General features: G+C 71.3%; 18 protein-coding genes and 1 pseudogene. 13 read left to right on the top strand and 6 right to left on the bottom strand.

The window, feature by feature from the left end; all coding sequences use genetic code 11:
• Positions 1-240 precede the first annotated feature (240 nt).
• Positions 241-789 (bottom strand): hypothetical protein, encoded by a 549-nt coding sequence (locus IE206_RS32785; RefSeq protein WP_189968621.1) that lies wholly within the window; start codon positions 787-789, stop codon positions 241-243.
• A gap of 109 nt (positions 790-898) precedes the next feature.
• On the opposite strand from IE206_RS32785, the gene IE206_RS32780 reads away from it, so the two are divergent.
• Together IE206_RS32780 and IE206_RS32775 are read left to right on the top strand one after the other, a co-directional pair.
• Positions 899-2,332 carry a cellulase family glycosylhydrolase gene (locus IE206_RS32780; protein ID WP_189968619.1) on the top strand — a complete coding sequence of 478 codons (1,434 nt, stop codon included), beginning with the start codon at positions 899-901 and terminating at the stop codon, positions 2,330-2,332.
• A 112-nt stretch (positions 2,333-2,444) separates the two neighbouring features.
• Entirely contained in the window at positions 2,445-2,777 is a 333-nt protein-coding gene (locus tag IE206_RS32775; protein ID WP_189968617.1) for an alkyl sulfatase dimerization domain-containing protein, read from the top strand.
• On the opposite strand, the gene IE206_RS32770 is transcribed toward IE206_RS32775, so the two are convergent.
• Both IE206_RS32770 and IE206_RS32765 read right to left on the bottom strand, forming a co-directional pair.
• Positions 2,707-4,308, bottom strand: coding sequence for an N-acyl-D-amino-acid deacylase family protein (locus IE206_RS32770; protein WP_189968615.1), 1,602 nt, complete (start codon positions 4,306-4,308; stop codon positions 2,707-2,709). The genes IE206_RS32775 and IE206_RS32770 overlap by 71 nt on opposite strands.
• Positions 4,309-4,730: 422 nt before the next feature.
• Positions 4,731-6,068, bottom strand: coding sequence for an amino acid deaminase (locus IE206_RS32765; protein WP_189968613.1), 1,338 nt, complete (start codon positions 6,066-6,068; stop codon positions 4,731-4,733).
• A 158-nt stretch (positions 6,069-6,226) separates the two neighbouring features.
• On the opposite strand from IE206_RS32765, the gene IE206_RS32760 reads away from it, so the two are divergent.
• From IE206_RS32760 to IE206_RS32745, 4 genes are all read left to right on the top strand, one after another.
• Positions 6,227-7,396 (top strand): sugar kinase, encoded by a 1,170-nt coding sequence (locus IE206_RS32760; RefSeq protein ID WP_189968685.1) that lies wholly within the window; start codon positions 6,227-6,229, stop codon positions 7,394-7,396.
• Positions 7,393-8,175: an IclR family transcriptional regulator gene (locus IE206_RS32755; protein ID WP_189968611.1), complete on the top strand. Its 783-nt coding sequence runs from the start codon at positions 7,393-7,395 to the stop codon at positions 8,173-8,175. The genes IE206_RS32760 and IE206_RS32755 overlap by 4 nt, the downstream gene beginning before the upstream one ends.
• Positions 8,165-8,578 (top strand): RidA family protein, encoded by a 414-nt coding sequence (locus IE206_RS32750; RefSeq protein ID WP_100574838.1) that lies wholly within the window; start codon positions 8,165-8,167, stop codon positions 8,576-8,578. Before IE206_RS32755 ends, IE206_RS32750 begins: the two co-directional genes overlap by 11 nt.
• Before the next feature lie 179 nt (positions 8,579-8,757).
• Complete coding sequence (locus tag IE206_RS32745; protein ID WP_189968609.1) at positions 8,758-10,236, top strand: GntP family permease; 1,479 nt, start codon at positions 8,758-8,760, stop codon at positions 10,234-10,236.
• Positions 10,237-10,352: 116 nt separating this feature from the next.
• Here the strand turns inward: IE206_RS32745 and IE206_RS32740 are convergent, their stop codons facing one another.
• Both IE206_RS32740 and IE206_RS32735 read right to left on the bottom strand, forming a co-directional pair.
• Positions 10,353-12,041 carry a serine/threonine-protein kinase gene (locus tag IE206_RS32740; RefSeq protein WP_189968608.1) on the bottom strand — a complete coding sequence of 563 codons (1,689 nt, stop codon included), beginning with the start codon at positions 12,039-12,041 and terminating at the stop codon, positions 10,353-10,355.
• A 111-nt stretch (positions 12,042-12,152) separates the two neighbouring features.
• Positions 12,153-12,311 (bottom strand): annotated as a pseudogene (locus tag IE206_RS32735) (zinc carboxypeptidase); the annotation flags it as partial.
• 182 nt (positions 12,312-12,493) lie between these two features.
• Between IE206_RS32735 and IE206_RS32730 the strand changes: the two are divergent.
• Complete coding sequence (locus IE206_RS32730) at positions 12,494-13,333, top strand: S1 family peptidase (protein ID WP_189968606.1); 840 nt, start codon at positions 12,494-12,496, stop codon at positions 13,331-13,333.
• A gap of 58 nt (positions 13,334-13,391) precedes the next feature.
• On the opposite strand, the gene IE206_RS32725 is transcribed toward IE206_RS32730, so the two are convergent.
• Positions 13,392-15,158: a chitinase gene (locus IE206_RS32725; protein ID WP_189968604.1), complete on the bottom strand. Its 1,767-nt coding sequence runs from the start codon at positions 15,156-15,158 to the stop codon at positions 13,392-13,394.
• Positions 15,159-15,511: 353 nt separating this feature from the next.
• On the opposite strand from IE206_RS32725, the gene IE206_RS32720 reads away from it, so the two are divergent.
• The 6 genes from IE206_RS32720 to IE206_RS32695 all read left to right on the top strand — a co-directional run bounded on the left by IE206_RS32720 (position 15,512) and on the right by IE206_RS32695 (position 20,627).
• A complete protein-coding gene (locus IE206_RS32720) occupies positions 15,512-16,447 on the top strand; it encodes a hypothetical protein (protein WP_226598871.1) in 936 nt (311 codons plus the stop codon).
• Positions 16,448-16,516: 69 nt separating this feature from the next.
• Entirely contained in the window at positions 16,517-17,224 is a 708-nt protein-coding gene (gene cpaB / locus IE206_RS32715) for a Flp pilus assembly protein CpaB (RefSeq protein WP_189968602.1), read from the top strand.
• Between the two features lie 7 nt (positions 17,225-17,231).
• Positions 17,232-18,470 carry a CpaE/TadZ family protein gene (locus tag IE206_RS32710; protein WP_189968600.1) on the top strand — a complete coding sequence of 413 codons (1,239 nt, stop codon included), beginning with the start codon at positions 17,232-17,234 and terminating at the stop codon, positions 18,468-18,470.
• Positions 18,471-18,487: 17 nt separating this feature from the next.
• A complete protein-coding gene (locus tag IE206_RS43265; RefSeq protein ID WP_264198133.1) occupies positions 18,488-18,868 on the top strand; it encodes a TadE/TadG family type IV pilus assembly protein in 381 nt (126 codons plus the stop codon).
• 3 nt (positions 18,869-18,871) lie between these two features.
• The gene (locus IE206_RS32700) at positions 18,872-19,264 is read left to right on the top strand and encodes a pilus assembly protein (protein WP_189968598.1); all 393 of its coding nucleotides are present in this window, start codon (positions 18,872-18,874) and stop codon (positions 19,262-19,264) included.
• A 25-nt stretch (positions 19,265-19,289) separates the two neighbouring features.
• A complete protein-coding gene (locus IE206_RS32695; protein WP_189968596.1) occupies positions 19,290-20,627 on the top strand; it encodes a TadA family conjugal transfer-associated ATPase in 1,338 nt (445 codons plus the stop codon).
• The last annotated feature ends 7 nt before the right edge of the window (positions 20,628-20,634 follow it).

The raw sequence follows: 20,634 nt of genomic DNA, 5'->3' as shown, positions 1-20,634 counted from the left end.
TGCTGGGCGGCCTGGTGTCGGCTTTCATCGCAATGCGGTGGGGTTGGGCGGGCCGGAGGAATGGGGGTTGTGGGGGTGCGTGGAGCTTGGAATGCGGGTGCGGGCCGTCGAGGGTGAGATCTTCCCCACCCCGCCCCTCCCCGCTGCGGCACTCTGCCTTTAGGGGCGCGGGGAACTGCGCGAGAGGCGATTACGGCCCGCACCCGGCCGAGGGCTTTGGGGGCGCGGGGAACTGCGCGATCAGTCGCGCGCGGCTCGGACCGCTCGCTCCCGGCCCGCCAGCGCCGCCAAAGCCGTCAGCCAGCCGAGGGCCGCGCCCCACGCGGCGCCGAACGCCGCCCCGGCCACCCCGTACGCCAGCCACCCCGCCGGCCCCGCGTCCACCATGCGGGCCGCGACCAGACCGCGCCACGCCCCCGACGCGCCCCCGGCCGCGATCAGGGCGGTCCAGCCTGCCAGGAGGCGGCGGAGGCGGGGAGCCTCGGGGCGTCGGCGCAGGTGGCGGCGCATGCGCAGGGCCGCAGCCGTCACCAGGACCGCCGCCGCGAAGTCCTCGCAGAGGAGGTGGGGCCAGCCCGTGCTCCCCAGGGGGACCGCGCGCAGCGAGGGCAGGGCGAACGGGGCGCCGAGTGCGCTCGGGACCAGGGTCATTCCCTCGTGCGCGGCGAGCGCGGTCAGGACCGGGGTCAGGCCCAGGAGCAGGGCGAGCAGCAGGCAGACCCCGGCGACGGCGGCCACCGCCGGCTCGGTTCCGGGCAGCCGAATCCGCAGAAGCATGAGCTGACGCATGGGCGGACCTTAGGGCACGGAGGGAATGAAGAGAAGATGCTGAACAAAGCTCAATTATCGCTGTGAACAGGGGTGTTGGGGTGCGATGTCGAGCCCTTAGAGTCCGGCCATGCGGCTACGGGCGATCGGATGGACGGCGGCGGGCGCGGCACTGGCGGTGGCCGCAGCTCTTCTCGTGGTGGTCGGTCCCGCCGAAGCGGGTCCCGCGCACACCGCCACCGGGCACCGCTGGATCACCGACGACCAGGGCCGCGCCCTCGTCCTGACCGGCCTCAACACCGCGAGCAGCGCCAAGTCCCGGCCGGACGGCCTCCCCTGGATCAAGGAGGCGGACGTACAGCGCGAATCCGACGCGCTCGGCTCCGGCTTCGTACGGTTCCTGATCCAGTGGCGGAACGTCGAGCCGAGGCCGGGGGAGTACGACGACGGCTATCTCGCGCAGGTCGCCGAGCGGGTGCGCTGGTACGGGACACGCGGCTACCGCGTGATGCTCGACCTGCACCAGGACGTGTACGGGCCGAAGGTGAAGGGCAACGGCGCGCCGGAATGGGCGACCGAGAACGAGGGGCTGCCGGTCGCCGAGCAGGGCCAGTGGGAGCTCAAGTACATCGAGCCGGGCACAGTGCGGGCCTTCGACAACTTCTGGGGGACGCGCACGGCGAGCCGGGATCTGCGCGCGCATTACGCGGCCGCCTGGGCGCACGTCGCCGCACGGTTCGCCGACGACCCGGCCGTCCTCGGGTACGACCTGATGAACGAGCCGTTCGGCGGCAGCGTCCAGGGACCCGCCTTCGAGGCCGGCCCGCTCGCCGCCCTCTACCGCCGGACCATCGCCGCGATCCGCAAGGTCGACCACGACTCCTGGATCTTCGTCGAACCCGAGGCCGTCAGCGCCAACTGGGGCCTGCCGAGCGCACTTCCGTACCTCGCCGACCCGCGCGGTGACGGGCCGGAAGCCCGCATCGCGTACGCCCCCCACCTCTACCCCCTCCCCATGGACCTCGGCGGCGGCTACACCGGGGACGCCGGGAAGTGGGTGGACCGCACGCTCACCTCCTGGCGCGAGCAGACCGAGAAGACCGCCGAGCGGCTCGGCGCCCCCGTCCTGATCGGCGAGTACGGTCTCGACACCAACCTGCCCGGCGCACTGCGCTACGTGGCCAAGGTGCGGGCCATGGCCGACGACATGGGCGCGGGCACGGCGTACTGGTCCAACGACCCCGGATCCTGGGCTCCTTGGGACCAGAACCTGAAGCCCACCGCGCTGCTCCCGGTCCTGGACCGCCCGGAACCGAGGGTGATCGCGGGCGACCCGGTCGCGTACGCCTGGGACGAGCGGAGCCGCACGCTGTCGGTGAGCTGGCGGCCGGCGGAAGGGGTGCGCGGCGACACGGAGGTGTACCTGCCCGCCCGGTTCTTCCCCAGGGGTGGTGTGGTTGCGGGGGACGGGTCGGCGGGGGTGTGGAACGCCAACTCCCGTACGCTGCACGTCGCTTCGGGGAGTGGGGGGACGGTCTCGGTGCGGATCACTCCGAGGGCGTGAGGGAGCCGCGGGGCGGATTGAGCCACCTGCGGCAGGGCGGTGTTGTGCCGTGGGCCGGGGTGTTCCTAGCGTCCGGTAGGTCCTTCCCGGCGCGCATCAGGAGGCAGTGGCCATGACCGACCGGTCCCGTGGGCGGCTGCGGTGGCGGGGGCTGCTCGCCGCCGCGCAGCGCGAGTACGACGCGCCGGCTCCCCACTACGACAAGGTGATCGAGCTCCTCGACGAGGTGGTCGGGGCCGCCGTCCCCCGGGCCGCCCGGCGCAGCGCGCAGGCCCTACAGGCCCTCGCGCTCACCCAGCTCGCCTACTCGGCCGACTACGGCCCCCTGCGCACGGTCTATCTGACGGCGGCGCGCGAACTGTCGACCGGCACGCTCACCGCACGCCGGGCGTCCGCCGCACCGAGCGGCCCGCCAGCACACCGGTCCGCCTGCCGTCCTCGATGACGAACTTCCCGTCGATCAGGACGTACGGGATGCCGACGGGCAGCGTGCGCGGGGACTCGAAGGTGGAGCCCGCCGCGACCGTGTCCGGGTCGAACAGGACGAGGTCCGCGCGGTAGCCCTCGCGGACGAGGCCCCGGTCGGGCAGCCGCAGCCGGGCGGCGGGCCGGGAGGTGAGATGAGCGACGGTCTCCTCGATCGACATGACGCCCAACTCCCGTGCGTAGTGCCCGAGATAGTGCGGGAACGTGCCGTAGGCGCGGGGGTGCGGCTTGTCCCCCTGGAGGATGCCGTCGCTGCCGCCGGTGTGCACGGGGTGCCGCATGATGGCCCGCACGTTCTCCTCGTGGCCGACGTGCTGGAGGATCGTGGACCCGAGCCCGTCGTCGACGAGCAGCCGCCGGGCGGTGGTCCAGGGAGCCTCTCCCTGCTGAGCGGCGGCCTCGGCGACGGTCTTCCCGACGCACTCGGCGAGGCCGGGGTGGCTCACACCCGAGATCTCAATCGTCCCCCAGTCGATGGGCACGCCGTGGCAGCCGTCCGCGCCGACGACCTCCATGTGGTGCCGGATGCGCTCGGCTGTGGCGTCGTCGCGGAGCCGCCCGAGAATGGCCTCCGGCCCGCCCTCACTGGCCCAACTGGGCAGCATCGCAACGAGAGTGGTGCACCCGGGGGTGTACGGGTAGGTGTCGAGACTGATGTCCGCCCCGGAGGCAAGGGCGTCGTCGAGCAGGGCGAGCAGCTCGGGCGCCCGGCCCTTGTTCACGCCGAAGTTCATGGTGGCGTGCGCGAGGTGGAGGGAGCACCCGGCGTCCCGGGTGAGCCGCATCATCTCCTCGTACGCTTCGAGGGCGCCGGCGCCGTAGGAGCGGTGGTGGGGGCAGTAGTAGCCGTCGTAGCGGGCGACGACGCGGCAGAGCTCGGTGAGCTCGGAGTCGGTGGCGTACATGCCGGGCGTGTAGGTGAGCCCGGAGGACATCCCGACGGCGCCCTCTTCCATGGATGCGGCCACCAACTGACGCATGTGGTCGAGCTGTTGAGGGGTGGCGGGCCGGTCGTCCCAGCCGACGGCGTACATCCGGACCGTGCCCTGCGGGACGAGGTAGGCGGCGTTGACGGCGATGCCGCGGTCGAGGCGGTCGAGGTACTCGCCGACGGTGCGCCAGTCGAAGTCGATGTCGCTGCCGTCGCCGTTCCACCCGGTGATGGCCCGGCGGACCTCGCCGAGCGTGCGGTCGTCGACGGGCGCGTACGAGAGCCCGTCCTGCCCGAGCACTTCCAGGGTGACGCCCTGGGCGGCCTTCGCACTGTGGTCCGGGTCGCGGAGCAGGGCGAGGTCGGAGTGGGCGTGCATGTCGATGAACCCGGGGGCGAGGGCGAGGCCGTGGGCGCGGAGGGTGCGGCGGGCGGTGAGCGGGGGTTCGCCGGGTTTCCTGATCGCGACGATCCGGCCGTCTGTGATGCCGACGTCGGCGGGGCGGGAGGGGGTGCCGGTGCCGTCGATGACGCGGGCGTCCTGGATTTGGAGGTCCATGCGTGCCTCTCGTGTGAGTCGGGTGTTTCCCCCACCCCGCCCCTCCCCTGAACCCTCCGGGGGTGGGTGGGGCGGACGCCGGGCGGTGGGTGGTGCCGGGCCCGGCGCGTGGCCAACAGCCTGCGGGCCGTTCGTGGCCGCTCGCACAGTTCCCCGCGCCCCCAAGACATTCGGTCAGGTGCGGGCCGTGGTCGCTTCTCGCGCAGTTCCCCGCGCCCCGGAACGCCGCCTTCGGCCTCGGACCGTGGGTGGCTGGTCGCGCAGTTCCCCGCGCCCCTAGCGGCGTCGGTCCTGGCCGGCACCGGCATCTTCAGCCTGTCGTGGGGGTCCCGCAGGGGGTCTGGGGCGGAGCCCCAGGGGCCGAACCATCCCACCCTGAGCAACGGGCGGGCAGGTGGGCAAAACCCCCGGCGGACCCAGGGTCAGAAGTACGTGCGGATGTAGTCCGACACCGCCCCATCCCCCTCCACCACCGGAATCAGCTCCCACTTGTCGAACACCGTGCACGGATGCGAAAGCCCCATCCCCACCCAGTCCCCGACGGACAGCGGAACCCCCTCCTCCGTACGCAGCCACCCGTGCTGATCGGACAGCCCCGTGACCGAGATGCCCGACGCGGGCCGGACGACCCCGGTCACCGCATCCCGCACCACCTCCGCCACCGGCAGATCGAGGTCGTACGCCGCATCCCGCTTCCCCGCGTTCACGAACGCCTGTTCCGGCGAGGGCCGCGAGACGACCTGGGCCCAGAGGCGGAAGGCCGGCTGGAGGGCGCCCTCCGAGGGCACCCGGTTGAACGGGGTCAGCTTCCGGTAGTGCCCCGAGTCGTGCGAGACGTACGCCCCGGAACGGAGCAACTTCAGTACGGGGAGCGAGAGTTCGGGTAGGGCTGCGAAGGTCTCCGCGACCGAGTCGAACCACGCCGAGCCCCCCGCGCTGACCACGATCTCATCGAGGCCGAGCCCCGAGAACCGACCCGCCTTGTCGAAGTCGACCGCCAGCGAGACGATCCGCTCCAGATAGGCCCGCACCCGCGCGGGATCCGCCCGCGGCACCTCGCCCTCGTACCCCGCGACGCCGACGAGCCGCAGCGTCCCGACGCGGCCCACCGCGTCGGCGACCTCCGCGCACTCCGCCTCCGTACGCACCCCCGTCCGCGCGCCGTCGCCCGCGGCGAGCTCGACCACCACGTCCACCGGCCGGGCGGAGCCCCGCAGCGCCTCGTCCATCAGCTCGACCCCGCGTACGGAGTCGACGTAACAGATGAAGCGGAAGGAGGGGTCCCGCGACAGTTCCGCGGCGATCCAGCGCAGCGCGGGCGCGTCCACGAGCTCGTTCGCGAGGAAGATCCGCTCGGTCCCGAACGCCCTTGCCACACGCACCTGGTGGGGCATGGCCAGGGTGATCCCCCAGGCGCCGCGCTCGATCTGGCGGGCGAAGAGCTGCGGGGCCATCGTGGTCTTGCCGTGCGGTGCGAAGGCCAGGCCGTGGCGTTCCGCGTACGTCTCCAGGAGGGCGAGGTTGTGCTCCAGGGACTCCGCGGACAGGGTGAGGACCGGAGTGCTGAAGCCGCCGGTGAACAGGTCGCGGCGCTGGGCGGCGAGCTGGGCGACGGTGAGCCCGTCCGCGTCCGGCGGCAGCCCCTTGAAGCGGTGGTCGACGCGTTCGGCGCCCAGCGCCGCAAGCCTGTCTTCGCGATCGGTGGCTGCCACGGAAACCTCACCCTCCTTGGGTGGCGTTGCATCATCTGCAACACCCATTGCGTATATCGCTCAATGCTGTCTAACATCCGGGCCAACGCCGGGTCAATGACCGGCCTCGGCCGCCCATCAGCGAGGAGCCAGCAGTGACCACCGGATCCCCAGCCGCCGCGGACGACGCCGACACTCCCGTCGATGTCGTCTGCCTCGGCGAGTCCATGGTCACCTTCCTTCCGGCCCGGCCGGGCCGCCTCGCCGATGTTCCCGCGTTCGAGCGGACGATAGGCGGTGCCGAGTCCAATGTGGCCTGCGCGCTCGCGGCGGCCGGGCACCGTGCGAAGTGGGTCAGCCGGGTCGGCTCGGACGGCTTCGGCGACCATCTGGTCGAGGCGATCGGCGCGTACGGGGTCGATGTGCGTGCCGTACGCCGCGACCCGGTGCGGCCCACCGGGATCTACTTCCGCACCGCCGACGACCGGGCGGCCGACGGTCACGAGGTGCTCTACTACCGCGCCGGTTCCGCGGCCTCCGCGATGTCGCCGGCGACCGTGCCGTACCGGGACCTGTGGGGCGGGCGGATCCTGCACCTGTCCGGCATCACGGCCGCGCTCTCCGACGACTGCCTCGCCCTGATGCGCGACCTCGTCTCCCGCCGCCCCGGCCGCCCCCTCGTCTCGTTCGACGTCAACTACCGGCCGGGGTTGTGGCGGGACGCGGCCGGGCCTGCCGTACTGCTCGAACTGGCCCGGGGGGCGGACGTCGTCTTCGTGGGGGAGGACGAGGCTCAGGAGGCGTGGGGGCTGCGGGGAGCTGCGGCCGTGCGGGCGGCGCTGCCCGAGCCGGGGGTGCTGGTCGTCAAGCAGGGTGCGGCCGGGGCGACGGTGTTCGCCCAGGAGGAGTTCTCCACCCCGCCCCTTCCCGCTGTGACACTCAGCGGCCCCGCCGCGGGCCTGCGGGGGATTGGTGAGCGCGGCTCGACGGGCACGGGGCTCCGCCCCGGACCCCACTCCTCGAACTCCCCCAAGGACTTCGTCCAGGCGGGACCCCCAGGGGCTGCACGTGCCGCTCAGCTCGCTGAACGCGCGGCCGGAGACGCTGAATGCGCAACCCAGCCCTCCCCCTCCGTCGACGTAGTCGCCCCCGTAGGCGCAGGCGACGCATTCGCCGCGGGGTTCCTCAGTGCCACCCTCCGCAACCTCCCCGTACGCGACCGCATCCGGCACGGGCACCTCATGGCGGCTGCCGTGCTCACCGTGCCCGGGGATCTCACCCAGCCGCCGACGCGGGCACACGCCGACCGGCTCGTGGCCCTCGACGACACCGGCTGGGGGAGACTTCGTCTCGGCCCCGGGTGGACGGGGGACGACCAGGAGGTACGTACGCCATGAGTCAGACCGTCGACCGGGCGCTGAGCATCCTGCCGCTGCTCGCGCAGGGCCCCGCCGACCTCGGGCAGGTCGCCGACCGGCTCGGGGTGCACAAGTCCACCGCGCTGCGGCTCCTGCGCACCCTGCACGAGCACGGGCTCGTCTACCGTCAGGAGGACCAGCGCTACCGGCTCGGCGCCCGCCTCTTCGCGCTCGCCCAGGAAGCCGTCGAGAACCTGGACGTACGCGAGATCGCCCACCCCCACCTCGTCGCGCTCAACGAGCGGATCGGGCACACCGTCCACCTCGCCGTGCTCGAGGAGGGCGAAGTCCTCTACATCGACAAGGTCGAGAGCCGCTATCCCGTGCGGATGTACTCGCGGATCGGGAAGCCGGTCGCGATCACCGTCGCCGCCGTCGCCAAGCTGCTGCTCGCCGACCTGCCGGAGGCCGAGCGCCGCGCCGTCGCGGAGAAGCTCGACTACCCCACCTACACGTCCCGTTCGACGCCGAACGCCGCCGCCTTCCTCAAGGAGCTCGCGGCCGTGCGCGAACAGGGCTGGGCCACCGACCTCGGTGGCCACGAGGAGTCCATCAACTGCATCGGGGCCCCCATCCGCGGTGCGGACGGCCGGGTCGTCGCCGCCATGTCGGTGTCCGCGCCGAACGTCGTCGTCACCGCCGAGGAACTCCTCACCCTGCTGCCCCAGGTACGCCGCACCGCTGAGGACATCAGCCGCGAGTACTCCGGGACCGCCCCCGACACCCCACCCGCACAAGGAAGTTCCGATGACCGATAAGACCGCCATCACCCCCGCCACGCACACCACCCCGCCCGCCAAGTTCTCGCACGGCGTGCGGAAGGGGAACATCCTCCAGGTCGCCGGCCAGGTCGGCTTCCTGCCGGCCGTCGAGGGCCAGGCACCCACCCCGGCCGGCCCCACCCTGCGCGAGCAGACCCTCCAGACCTTCGCGAACGTCAAGGCGATCCTGGAGGAGGGCGGCGCGAGCTGGGACGACGTGATGATGATGCGCGTCTACCTGACGGACGTGGACCACTTCGCCGAGATGAACGAGATCTACAACGCCTACTTCGAGGAGCAGGGCCTCAAGGCCCCCGCCGCCGCCCGCACGACCGTGTACGTCGGGCTCCCGGCCGGCCTGCTCATCGAGATCGACGCCCTCGCCGTACTGGACGCGTAGTACTGGGACGCCCGGTACTGGACGCGTGATCCCAACGGACCCCTCGAAGGAAATCCTGCCGCAGTGCCCTTAGCCCCACCGCTCGACCCGCCGCACGGTGCGGCGCCCCGGACCGCCGGGGTGCCGTGCCGCGGTCCCCCCTGCCCTGGAACCCCCCTGCTGTACAACGGAGTTGGCACATGTTGTTCCAAGCTGTCGCGGCCGCCACCCCACCCAAGCCCGTCCACACGGGCGGCATCCTGCCCCTCGTCGGCGGCACCGCCGGTCTCCTGACCGTCGCCGTCCTGGGCGTCGCCCTCCTGCTCTTCCTGATCATCAAGGTCAGGCTCCAGCCGTTCGTGGCCCTGCTCGCGGTCTCCATAGCCGTCGGCCTCGGCGCGGGCCTGTCGGTCACCGAGCTCTTCGGTACGGTCCAGAAGTCCGCCGCCGTCTCGGTCGTCGAGTCCGGCATGGGCGGCATCCTCGGACATGTGGCGATCATCATCGGGCTCGGCACGATGCTCGGCGCGATCCTCGAAGTCAGCGGCGGAGCCGAGGTGTTGAGCACCCGCCTCCTGAACCTCTTCGGCGAACGGCGCGCCCCGCTCGCGATGGGCCTGACCGGCCTGATCTTCGGTATCCCGGTCTTCTTCGACGTCGGCATCTTCGTCCTCGCGCCGATCGTGTACGCGGCCGCCAAGAGGTCCGGCAAGTCGATCCTGCTGTACTGCATGCCGCTGCTCGCGGGCCTGTCCATGACCCACGCCTTCCTGCCGCCGCACCCGGGCCCGGTGGCCGCGGCCGGCCTGTTCCACGTCTCGCTCGGCTGGGTCATCCTGATGGGCGCCCTGGTCGGCATCCCGTCCGTCCTCGCCGCGTGGGGTTACGCCGCCTGGATCGGCAAGCGCATCTTCGTCGAGGTCCCGCAGGACATGCTGGAGGCCGCCGAGGAGGCGAAGGCCGCCGTCGCCGCCGAACAGCGGGCCGCCGGGGTCACCCCGCGCGAGGACCCGGCGCCGCTGGGCGCGGTCCTCGCCATCATCGGTACGCCGCTGATCCTGATCCTGGCCGCCACCTTCTCCTCGATCGCCCTGGCCCCCTCCACCCCGCGCTCGGTCCTGGAGTTCTTCGGCAACCCCTTCGTCGCCCTCACCAACGCCCTCGTCCTCGCCTACTACCTGCTCGGCATCCGGCGCGGCTGGTCCCGCAAGTCCCTTGAAAAGGTGTCGACTTCATCCCTCAAGCCGGTCGGCAACATCCTGCTGGTGGTCGGCGCGGGCGGCATCTTCGGCGCGGTCCTGAAGGCCTCGGGCATCGCGGACGCGCTGGCCACCGCCTTCAACAACGTAGGCCTCCCGGTCATCCTCCTGGCCTGGCTGATCTCGGTCGTCCTGCGCGTCGCCCAGGGCTCGGCCACGGTGGCGATCGTGACGACGGCCGGCATCGTGGTCCCCCTGGTGGAGGGCTCCGGCTACTCCCAGGCCCATCTGGCCCTGATCATCATGGCGATCTCGGCGGGCTCGATCTTCGCCTCGCATGTGAACGACGGCGGCTTCTGGATGGTGGCCAAGTACTTCGGCATCACGGAACGGGACACCCTGAAGTCCTGGACGGTCCTGGAGTCGGTCCTGTCGGTGGCGGGCTTCGCGGTGGCGGCGCTGCTCAGCCTGGTGATCTAGGGCCTGCCCGGCGGATCTTGTCTGGGACGCGCGGGCCTGGCACGCCAGCACTGAAGAGCTGAGCCACACTGCGGGCGACCAGATCCACCGGACAGACCCTAGCCGCCCGCTGCCGGTCAGGTCTTCACCGGCAGCGCGCACACGACGTTCCGCCCGCCTTCGACCGTCCAGTAGTACCAAGTGACGCCGGGCTCGGTCGGGCAGAAGGTCCCGGTGTACGAGGCCGGCGCCTTTCGGTAGTCGGTGATCTTCATGATCCGGTTGTACGGGTCCGGCAGTGTGGCGGCGCCGCAGTCCCGGAGCGCGAACAGGTCGTACGCCGCCACCTTGCCGTCGGTGCGCAGCTGGACCGGGAAGCACTCGCCCTTGCGGTAGTTGCGCCGGAGGCAGAGCGTGCTGGTGCGGCCGTCCGCGCCCATGTGCGACCAGGTGTTGTAGCCGGTTCCGGTGGGGCAGGGGAGGCTGTTGTCCCCGGAGAGCGCGGCCACGCCGAGGTAGCCCGTCGCCGCGTCGCAGCCGACCGTCACCGGCAGCGGGTCCGTCCAGCCTCCCTTGCCGTCCGCGTACGTGCTGAGGCAGTCCCCCTTCTTGATGGCCCGGAAGGCCAGGTCGTAACCGGTGGGGGGCGTGGTGCTCGCGGCCGGGGACGAGGGCGTCGACGACGGGGTGCCGTCGTAGCGGCTCCAGGGGTGCCACTGGATCAGCGCCGCTACCAGGGCGGCCAGCAGCAGGATGTACCCCACCGGCCTGCGCTGCCCGGTCTTCGTGGGCGAGCCGGGAACGGGGGCGCTGTGGGCCTTCATCCGTTGCGGCGCCCGTGTCGGTTCAAGTTCAGGTTCAGGCTCCGGCGCCGGTGGCGGTGGCGGCGCCGGAGGGGCGATGGCAGAGGCTTCGGGCTCCCTGCGCAGGGCCCGGCCCTGGGACTCGTACTCCTTGATGAGGGAGGACCAGCGGGCCGGCAGCCAGCGGTCACTGCCGGGCGAGGCCGGCAGGTCGGCCAGGCCCCGGACGAACTGGGCCAGGACATCGGCCGGTTGGGACCGCTCGCGAGGCTCGGCGGCCAGGCAGGGCAGGATCAGCGCGCCCAGCTCCTTGGGCAGCCCGGTCAGGTCGACCTCGCCGCGCGCGACGCGGGCGAGCAGGCGCAGGGTGTCCCCGTCGTCCACGTACGGGGGGCGGCCCACCGCCAGGTGGAAGAGGGTGGCGCCGAGCGAGTACACGTCCGAGGCCTGAGTGGAGGGCTCGCCGCGCGCCTGCTCGGGCGAGGTGAAGGCGATGGTGCCGAGTGTCAGGGACGTGCGGGTCAGGTCGGCGGCGTGCGAGATGCCGAAGTCGATGACGCGCGGGCCGTCCAGCGGTAGCAGCACGTTCTGCGGCTTGATGTCGCGGTGCACGATGCCCGCCCGGTGCAGGGCGACCAGCGCCGCCGCCACCCCGGCGCCGATCCAGCGGACCGTGGAGGCGGGCGGCGCGCCGGCGCTGCTCCGCAGCTCGGACAGCGGCGGCGCGGCGATGTACTCGGTGGCCATCCAGGGCCGCTCGGCCCCCGGGTCCGCGTCCAGGACGCGGGCCGTGTGACCGGCGGCGACCCGCTGGGCGAGGGCGACCTCGCGGGCGAAGCGGCGCCGGTCGGTCTCGGCGGGCGCGCCCTGGGTGAGCAGCGTTTTGACGGCGGCGATTTGGGCTCCCGCGCGGGCCAGGTAGACGCGGCCCATGCCGCCCGAGCCGAGCCTGCCGATCAGCTCGTACGGGCCGAGTGAGGCCGGGTCGTCCGGGCCCAGCCGGTCGATCTTGGCGCCCGCCATCCCAACTCCCCTCGTGACCACGGCAGTACGGGACACGCCACTGGCGAGGGGATGGTTGCGGGACGGCGGGCGTTCGTCAAGGGAACCACCCGCATGAGCTAGGGCGCGGCGTCAGGTGCAGTACGGCGACGCCTTGCCGATCGAGCGGTACGTGCAGTCGGCGTTCTCCAGGAGCTGGAGCACCGCGTCGCGGTTGCGGGAGGTCTCGCGCTCGATGACCTCGTCGGGCGGGTAGAAGCCGCCGCCGCTGCCGGACTCGCCGGGGTACATGGTCGGGGGATGTCATGGCTCGGTCAAGCTCGGTCTTCGGCCAACCTGTGCGGCGGCTGTGCGTGGAGGGTTTCGGGGATTTCTGGATCAATACCCCACGCCCTCTTGCTCGTTGGGCGTCGAGTCTCAACAATGCGCATGTCAATTCCATGCTCTTCACACCCTCAAAAGGGGACCCCCACATGAAGAAGCCTCTCGTCGGCGCGCTGCTCGCGCTGCTGCTCGCCGCCGCGGGCGCGGCACCCGCCGTGGCCGCCCAACCGAGGGAGACCTCCGCGCCCACCGCCAAGGCGGTCAACTTCGCCGGGACCGTGGCGCTGAGCAACTGTTCGGGCTCCGTGATCCGTACGCCCAGCTCGCAGCCGAACGACCCCGCGCTCGTACTCTCCAACGGGCACTGCCTCGAAAGCGGTTTCCCCGCCGCCGGCGAGGTCATCACCGATCAGCCCTCGTCCCGCTCGTTCTCGCTGCTCAACGCCTCGGGGTCCAAGGTCGCCACGCTGCGCGCCACCAAGGTCTCGTACGCCACGATGACCGACACCGACATATCGATCTACCAGCTCAACACGACGTACGCCAAGATCCAGAGCAGCTACGGGATCAGCGCGCTCACCCTCAACGACGCGCACCCGACGCAGGGTTCGGCGATCAAGGTCGTCTCCGGGTACTGGAAGCGGACCTACAGCTGCAACGTGGACGGCTTCGTCTACCGGCTGAAGGAGGGCGACTGGACCTGGAAGGACTCGGTCCGCTACACCTCGTCCTGCAACACCATCGGCGGCACCTCCGGCTCCCCGGTGATCGACACGACCACCGGCAAGGTCGTCGCCGTCAACAACACCGGGAACGAGGACGGCGAGCAGTGCACGGAGAACAACCCGTGCGAGGTCGACGAGAACGGCAACGTGACCGTACGCCAGGGCATCAACTATGCCGAAGAGACGTACATCATCGTTCCCTGCATCGGGGCCGGTAGCAAGATCGACCTGACCCGGGCCGGTTGCACCCTGCCGAAGCCGTGAGCACGCGGCAGCAGCGCCGTCCGGGCTCGCGGGCGGCGCTGCTGTCTGTTTCCGCCCGTTACGGCAGGGCGTGCACGTGCGGGCCCACGGCGTTCGACCAGGCGTTGCCCGAGGAGGCGTCCCAGTTGGTGGACCACGTCATCGCGCCGCGCAGGCCCGGGTACGTCTTCGACGGCTTGAACGAGCCGCAGTTCGTGCCCTGGGTCAGGCAGTCGAGCGCCGCGTTCACCACCGACGGCGAGACGTAGCCGCTGCCCGCTCCGGACGTCGACGCCGGCAGGCCGAGGCCCACCTGTGACGGGTCGAGGCCGCCCTGGAGCTGGATGCAGGCGAGCGCGGTCAGGAAGTCGACCGTGCCCTGCGAGTACACCTTGCCGTCGCAGCCGTTCATCGAGCCGCTGTTGTAGTACTGCATGTTGACGACGGTCAGGATGTCCTTGATGTTGAGCGCCGTCTTGAAGTACTCGTTCGACGGGGACTGCATGTCGATGGTCTGCGGGGCCATCGTGATCACGAGCTTGCTGCCCGCCTTTGCGGAGAGGGACTTCAACGCCTGGGTCATGTAGGTGGAGTTGAGGCCGCTCTCCAGGTCTATGTCGACGCCGTCGAAGCCGTATGTCTGCATCAGCGAGTACACCGAGTTGGCGAAATTGTTCGCCGAGGTGGAGTCGCTGACCGAGATCGTGCCGTTCTGGCCGCCGATCGAGATGATCACCGACTTGCCCGCCGCGTGCTTGGCAGCGATGTCCGCCTTGAACTGGTCGACGCCGTAGCCGCCCAGACCGTTGGTGTCGAGCGTGAAGCTCACCGCGCCCGGCGTCGTCGTGGCGTCCGCGAAGGCGACCGCGATGATGTCGTAGTTGGCCGGCACGTCACTGATCTTCTGCACGGTCGCGCCGTTGTTGAAGTTCTGCCAGTAGCCGGTCACCGCGTGCTTGGGTACGGTCCCGCCGCCACCCGGATTGCCGCCGGTCGCCGACGTCGTGCCGGTCACCGCCGCCGACTTCGGGGACTCGCCCGCCGCGTTGGTCGCGGTCACCTGGAACTGGTACGAGGTCGACGCGCTCAGCCCGGTCACGGTCGCCGAACTGCCCGTCACCGACTGCACCTTGGTGCCGCCCTGATAGACGTTGTACCCGGTCGCGTTCGACACCGCGCCCCACGACAGGTTCACCGAGGACGAGCTGACCGAGCCGACCGTCAGGCCGCCCGGAGCCGCCGGAATCGTCGGCGCGGGGTCGCCGCCCCCGCCTCCGTCGGGCCCGTACACCGAGATGTCGTCGGCGTAGTACGCGGGCTGGCCGTACCAGCCGTGGATGTAGATCTGCACCGAGGTCGTGGAGGAGCCGGTGGTGAACGTCGTGGACAGCTGGCCGTAGCCGCTGCCGGTGCCGGGCGTCCAGGTCGACACGTCGGTGGTGCCGGTGCCGCTCGCGCCGAGGTAGACGTAACTGCCCTGCACCCAAGCGCTCAGGGTGTACGTCGAGTTGGGCCTGACCGCGACCGTCTGCGAACACTGGCCGGTGTCGGACCCCGACGGCGTTGCCTTGAGGGCGGCGGTTCCGCCGTGCACCGGGGAGGAGACGACCGAACCGCTGCCGGCCGAGCAGCTCCAGCCGCCGAGGCCCGACTCGAACCCGGCGTTCTTGACGTTGTTGACATCGGCCGCCGACGCGACGCCGGTGAGCCCGGCCAGGGAGAGCGCGCCGGCCGCGGCCACGGCCAGCCCGAATCTTGCACGGTTCACTTGCTGCCTCCGGGAGGGGAGTTGGGAGGAGAGGAGGGCGCGGGGGAGTGGGGGTGGGGCGTCCTGGTCGCACAACATGGTCCAGACCAATTGGGTTGTCAAGACCTCTGGCGATGACTCGTACGCGGTCCTGCACCTCGGCTCCCCCGTGGCGTCCACTCGTTCGGCCTTCTGGAGTGAAGGATCAATTCCGGCCGCACGGCTGGCCGACTTTCAACGCAACTCCCGTCCCATGCGCACCAAAACCGGCCGTGGAAGCACACAGGAAAGGAGAAGACGGTTCTCCGGCCGGTAGGTCGTGGATAAAGTGCTGAGGCAGGTGGGAATTGCAGTGATCAGTTGCGGTCGTGGGGGCTCGCACACGCTCGCGCGTCCGAAGGGAACGGGGGCCGCAAGGTGGCGACCGCGATCAGTGAACGGGGGCCCGCGACGTGCCGACCGCGATAGCCGTCACCAGCCCCGACCTGGTGCTGCCGCCGACCGATCCGCAGACGCCGCTCGCGGCGCTGCTCCAGTCGCCGCACGCCCAGCCGCTCGATGCCGCACTCGTCGACATGCACCGCCTTCTGGAACAGCACGGCTACGTCATCGCGTTCTATCCGGCATCAATTGACGCCGCCCATGAACACCGGCTGCATACCGTTCGGTCTCTCCTGGAAACCGATCGGATCACCCTGATCAAATCCGATCTTCCGCCGCTCGGACTTGCCATCCTCGTGCGGCAGTTGAGGCAACTCTCGGTCTGCGACTTCAGCCCCGGCGTCATCGCCTCGGCGGCCCGGCTGCTCTCCCACTACATCCATGCGGGCGCCGTGCTCAACTCCGTGACCCGCCTGGAGCGCATCCCGGTCGGCCTCACCGCGCACGCCAAGTCCTGGATGCCGGGCAGCCAGTTCGCCGTCCTCGCCCACCCGGACCCGCAACTCGTCAAGGTCGGCCCGGCCGGCGCCCTGACCGGGCCGGACTTCGCCTGCCACCTCCTGCTGGCCAAAGGCACCGCCAACGCCGACTGGATCACGGGCACCCTCGCCCCGTCCTGGCAGGTCAAGGCCGTGCAGGAGACCGCCCTGCCCGCCGACTCGGCCGGCTGGTGGGGCACCGGCAAGGTCACCGAGTTCGCCGCCTACCTGCCCGACATCTCGGTGCTCTACCAACTGGTCGCCTCCGTACGGCGCGAACAGTGCCGCTGGTGCGCCATGGAGCTCATCGGCGACCGCTGCGGATTCTGCGCCTCGCGTCAGCCGCCCGAGGAGGAGCCCGCCGCCCCCTACGGCGCCGCCGCCCTCGGGCCCGTTCCCGCCTCCGCCTATCGCGCCAGGCCCCTCACCCGGGCCGAACGCCGCCGCGCCATCGCCCCGGGCCCCTGACCCGACGCGCCTCAGCCACCCGCCACTTGCCCGCTCTGCCCCACGTCAGCGAACGAGGTCGTACGGTCAATGAACTCCCGCCAGCGCCGCGGCATCATCCTTCTCCTCCTCTCCGTCCTGTGCGCCCTCGGCGCGTTCGCCGGGGTGCTCACGGTGATCAGCGACGTGAACTCCAAGGTGGGGCCGGAGGTGACGGCGTACAAACTCAAGGACGACATCCCCGCCTACACACCGCTCAAGGCCGACCTGTTCGTGAGGACGAGCATGCCCAAACGGTGGCTCTCGCAGGGCGCGGTCACCGACATCTCCGACGTCAACGGCAAGATGGCCGCGACCCACCTCACCCGCGGCTCGCTGCTCCAGGACGGCATGTTCACCGACCGGCCCCAGCTCAAGCCGGGCGAACAGGAGATCGCCATCATGATCGACGCGGCGACCGGAGTCGCCGGAAAGATCAACGCGAGCGACACCGTCAACATCTTCGCCACCTTCGCCGCCACCAAGCAGGGCGACACCCCCGAGTCCAAGCTCATCGTCGCCAATGCCCGGGTGATCGCCGTGGGCCAGCTCCAGGCGCTCAACCCGGACGCCGCCGCCAAGAACCAGACCACCCAGGCCGTCCCGATCACCTTCGCCCTCTCCACCCTCGATGCCCAACGGGTCGCCTACGCCGAGTCGTTCGCCACCCATGTCCGCCTCGCGCTCGTCGGCCGCGGCAACGGCGACAGCACGATCCCGCCCGGTGACCGTACGTACCGGCTCGAAAAGGACCAGTGAGGTGCGGATGACCACCAGAATTCTTCCGGCCGTCGCCGACGCGGACGCCGCGCGCTCCGTCACCACCCTGCTCAGCCAGCTCCCCGACGCCGAGCCCGCCATGCCCGTCGGCGACTCCACCCAGCTCCTCGACACCCTGGCCAGGCTCGCGGGCGAGTCCTTGGACGAGCTCCCCGAGGTCGTCCTCGTCCACGAACGCATCGGCCCGCTTCCCGCCCTGGATCTGATCCGCGAGGTCGCCCTGCGCTTCCCGGCGGTCGGCGTCGTCCTGATCTCCTCCGACGCCGGGCCCGCGGTCTTCTCCGCCGCCATGGACTCGGGCGCCCGCGGCCTGGTCGCGCTTCCGTTGTCGTACGAGGAGCTGGCGGTACGCGTCCAGGCCGCGGCCCAGTGGTCCGCGGGCGTACGCCGCCACCTCGGCGCCGGCCTCGATGTCTTCACCGGGCCCGGCGGCACCGTGACCACCGTGACCGGCGCCAAGGGCGGTGTCGGCACCACGCTCGTGGCGGTCCAACTCGCCCTCGCGGCAAGGGCGTCGGGCCGCACGACCGTCCTGCTCGACATGGATCTCCAGGCCGGCGACGTCGCTTCCTACCTCGACGTCCAGTTCCGGCGCTCCATCGCCGACCTCGCGGCGATCACCGACATCTCGCCCCGCGTCCTCGCCGACGCCGTCTTCAACCACGAGAGCGGGCTCGCCCTGCTGCTGGCCCCCGGTGAGGGCGAACGCGGCGAGGAGGTCACCGACCGGGCCGCCCGCCAGATCATCGGCGCGCTGCGCACCCGTTACGAAGCCGTCGTCGTGGACTGCGGCACCCAGATGAACGCGGCCAACGCCGCCGCCGTCGAAATGGCCGACGTGGCGCTGCTCGTCACCACCCCGGACGTCGTGTCCGTACGGGGTGCCAAGCGGACCGTACGCATGTGGGACCGGCTCCAGATCCGCAAGGCCGAGGAGACCACCACGCTGGTCAACCGGCACACCCGGCACACCGAGATCCAGCCCCCGCTCGTCCAGAAGATCACCGGCACCCGGGTCGCCCAGACCGCGATCCCGGCCCACTTCAAGGAGCTCCAGGCCGTCGTCGACGCGGGGCGCCTGCACGACCTGGACAACAAGAGCACGGTGAAGCAGGCGCTGTGGGCGCTGGCCGGGGAACTCGGCCTGCTCAAGGCCCCGGAGGGCCGAGCGAAGGCGCGGGCCGCGCGGGGCTCAGGCCTTGTGCTCAGGCGCAGGGGCGGCTGATGAGGCCGATGGGCGGGATGCGTCTCCTACGGATTCCCCGGGGCGAGCGGGACCGGGGGCAGACGGTCATCGAGTTCGTCGGCGTGGTCCCGCTGATCCTGCTGCTCCTCGTGGCGCTGTGGCAGTGCGCCCTGGTCGGCTACACCTTCGTCCTCGCGGGCAACGCGGCGGACGAGGGGGCGCGGGCGGGGGCGGCGGCGGAGGGGGACGCGGTGGGCGCGTGCCGGGCGGCGGCCCTGCACGAGGTGCCCGCCGCCCTTCAGGGGGCGCTTCCGGAGTGCGCCCCGGACGGCGCCATGTACCGCGCCAAGGTCACCCTCAAGATCCCCATCCTGATCCCGGGCGTCCTCAACAGCTTCCCCGTCGACGGCACCGCCGCTCATGTGAAGGAGCGCTGAGCCGTGCGCATCCGTACGCACCGAGAGCGTGACCGGGGTCAAGTCGCCCTGGAATACATCGGGTTCGTCGCCATCCTGCTGTTCGTCGGCCTCGCCGCGATCCAGCTCGGGGTCGCCGCGTACGCCGTGAACCAGGCGGGCACGGGGGCGCGGGCGGCGGCGCGGGCGGCGAGCCTGGACGATCCGAGGGCGGGCGAGCCGAAGCCGGACCCCGTGGCCGCCGGCACGGCCGCGGTCAGTGGCTGGCTCGATCCGCGTGTCATGCGGGCCGGGGGCGGCGGGGACGGGGTGACGTACACGGTGACCGTCAAGATCCCCAGCGTCGTCCCCGGCATCCCCGACTTCGGCACCGCGACCCGCACCTCCACCATGCCGAAGCTTCGGCCCCACAACTGACCCGAGACGACTGGAGACGAGACACATGAGTCTGCGGGCACGCATCGCGGTCCCCGAGGAGACCGGCGCCGGGCGGGAGGACGGCCACCTGGTCGCCTCCTACCGGGCCAAGCTCCTGGAGGAGATCGACCTCGCGGAGATGTCGTCGCTCGCCGCCGCCGAGCGCCGGGCCCGCCTGGAGCGGGTGCTAGGGCACATCATCAGCCGCGAGGGCCCGGTCCTCTCCACCTCCGAGCGGGCCGGGCTGATCCGCCGGGTCGTGGACGAGGCCCTCGGCCTCGGCATCCTCGAACCGCTCCTCGAAGACGCCTCCATCACCGAGATCATGGTCAACGGCCCCGACCAGATCTTCGTCGAGCGCGGCGGACGGGTGGAGCAACTGCCGCTGCGGTTCGCCTCGCACGAGCAGCTGATGCAGACGATCGAGCGGATCGTGTCGACGGTCAACCGGCGGGTGGACGAGTCGAACCCGATGGTGGACGCCCGCCTTCCGTCCGGCGAGCGCGTCAACGTGATCATCCCGCCGCTCTCGCTGACCGGCGCGACGCTCACCATCCGCCGCTTCCCGAGGTCGTTCACGCTCCAGGAGATGATCACCTTCGGCTCGCTCGACGAGCACATGCTGCTGCTGCTCGCCGGGCTCGTACAGGCCCGCTTCAACATCATCGTCTCGGGCGCCACCGGCACCGGAAAGACGACCCTCCTCAACGCCCTGTCCGGCCTGATCCCGCCGCACGAGCGCATCATCACCATCGAGGACTCCGCCGAGCTCCAGCTCCAGCAGGCCCACGTCATCCGCCTGGAGTCGCGGCCGCCGAACGTCGAGGGCAAGGGCCACGTCTCCATCCGCGACCTCGTGCGCAACTCACTGCGCATGCGCCCCGACCGGATCGTCGTCGGCGAGGTCCGCGGCGGCGAGTCGCTCGACATGCTCCAGGCGATGTCCACCGGTCACGACGGCTCGCTCGCCACCGTCCACGCCAACAGCGCCGAGGACGCGCTCATGCGGCTCCAGACGCTCGCCTCCATGTCGGAGGTGGAGGTCCCCTTCGAGGCGCTGCACGACCAGATCAACTCGGCCGTCGACGTCATCGTCCAGCTCACCCGGCACGCGGACGGCGCCCGCAAGATCACCGAGATCGCCATCCTCGAATCGCACGGCCGCGACCCGTACCGCATCACCACCGTCTGCCGCTTCGACGCCCAGCCGATGGCCGCCGATGGCCGCATCCACGGCCGCTTCCAGTACTTCCCGCTGCCCCGCCGCGTCGCCGACCGCCTCTACCTCGCCAACCAGCCCGTTCCGCAGGCGTACGGGGTCGCATCGAGCGCCGAACAGCTCGCCGTCCGCCACGCCAACTGACCGTGCC

The organism is Streptomyces violascens (genome assembly GCF_014649955.1).
In the GTDB taxonomy this organism is placed as follows: domain Bacteria; phylum Actinomycetota; class Actinomycetes; order Streptomycetales; family Streptomycetaceae; genus Streptomyces; species Streptomyces violascens.
Note: the sequence above shows the minus strand (reverse complement) of the source record. Positions and strands in the feature narration are given on the sequence as shown.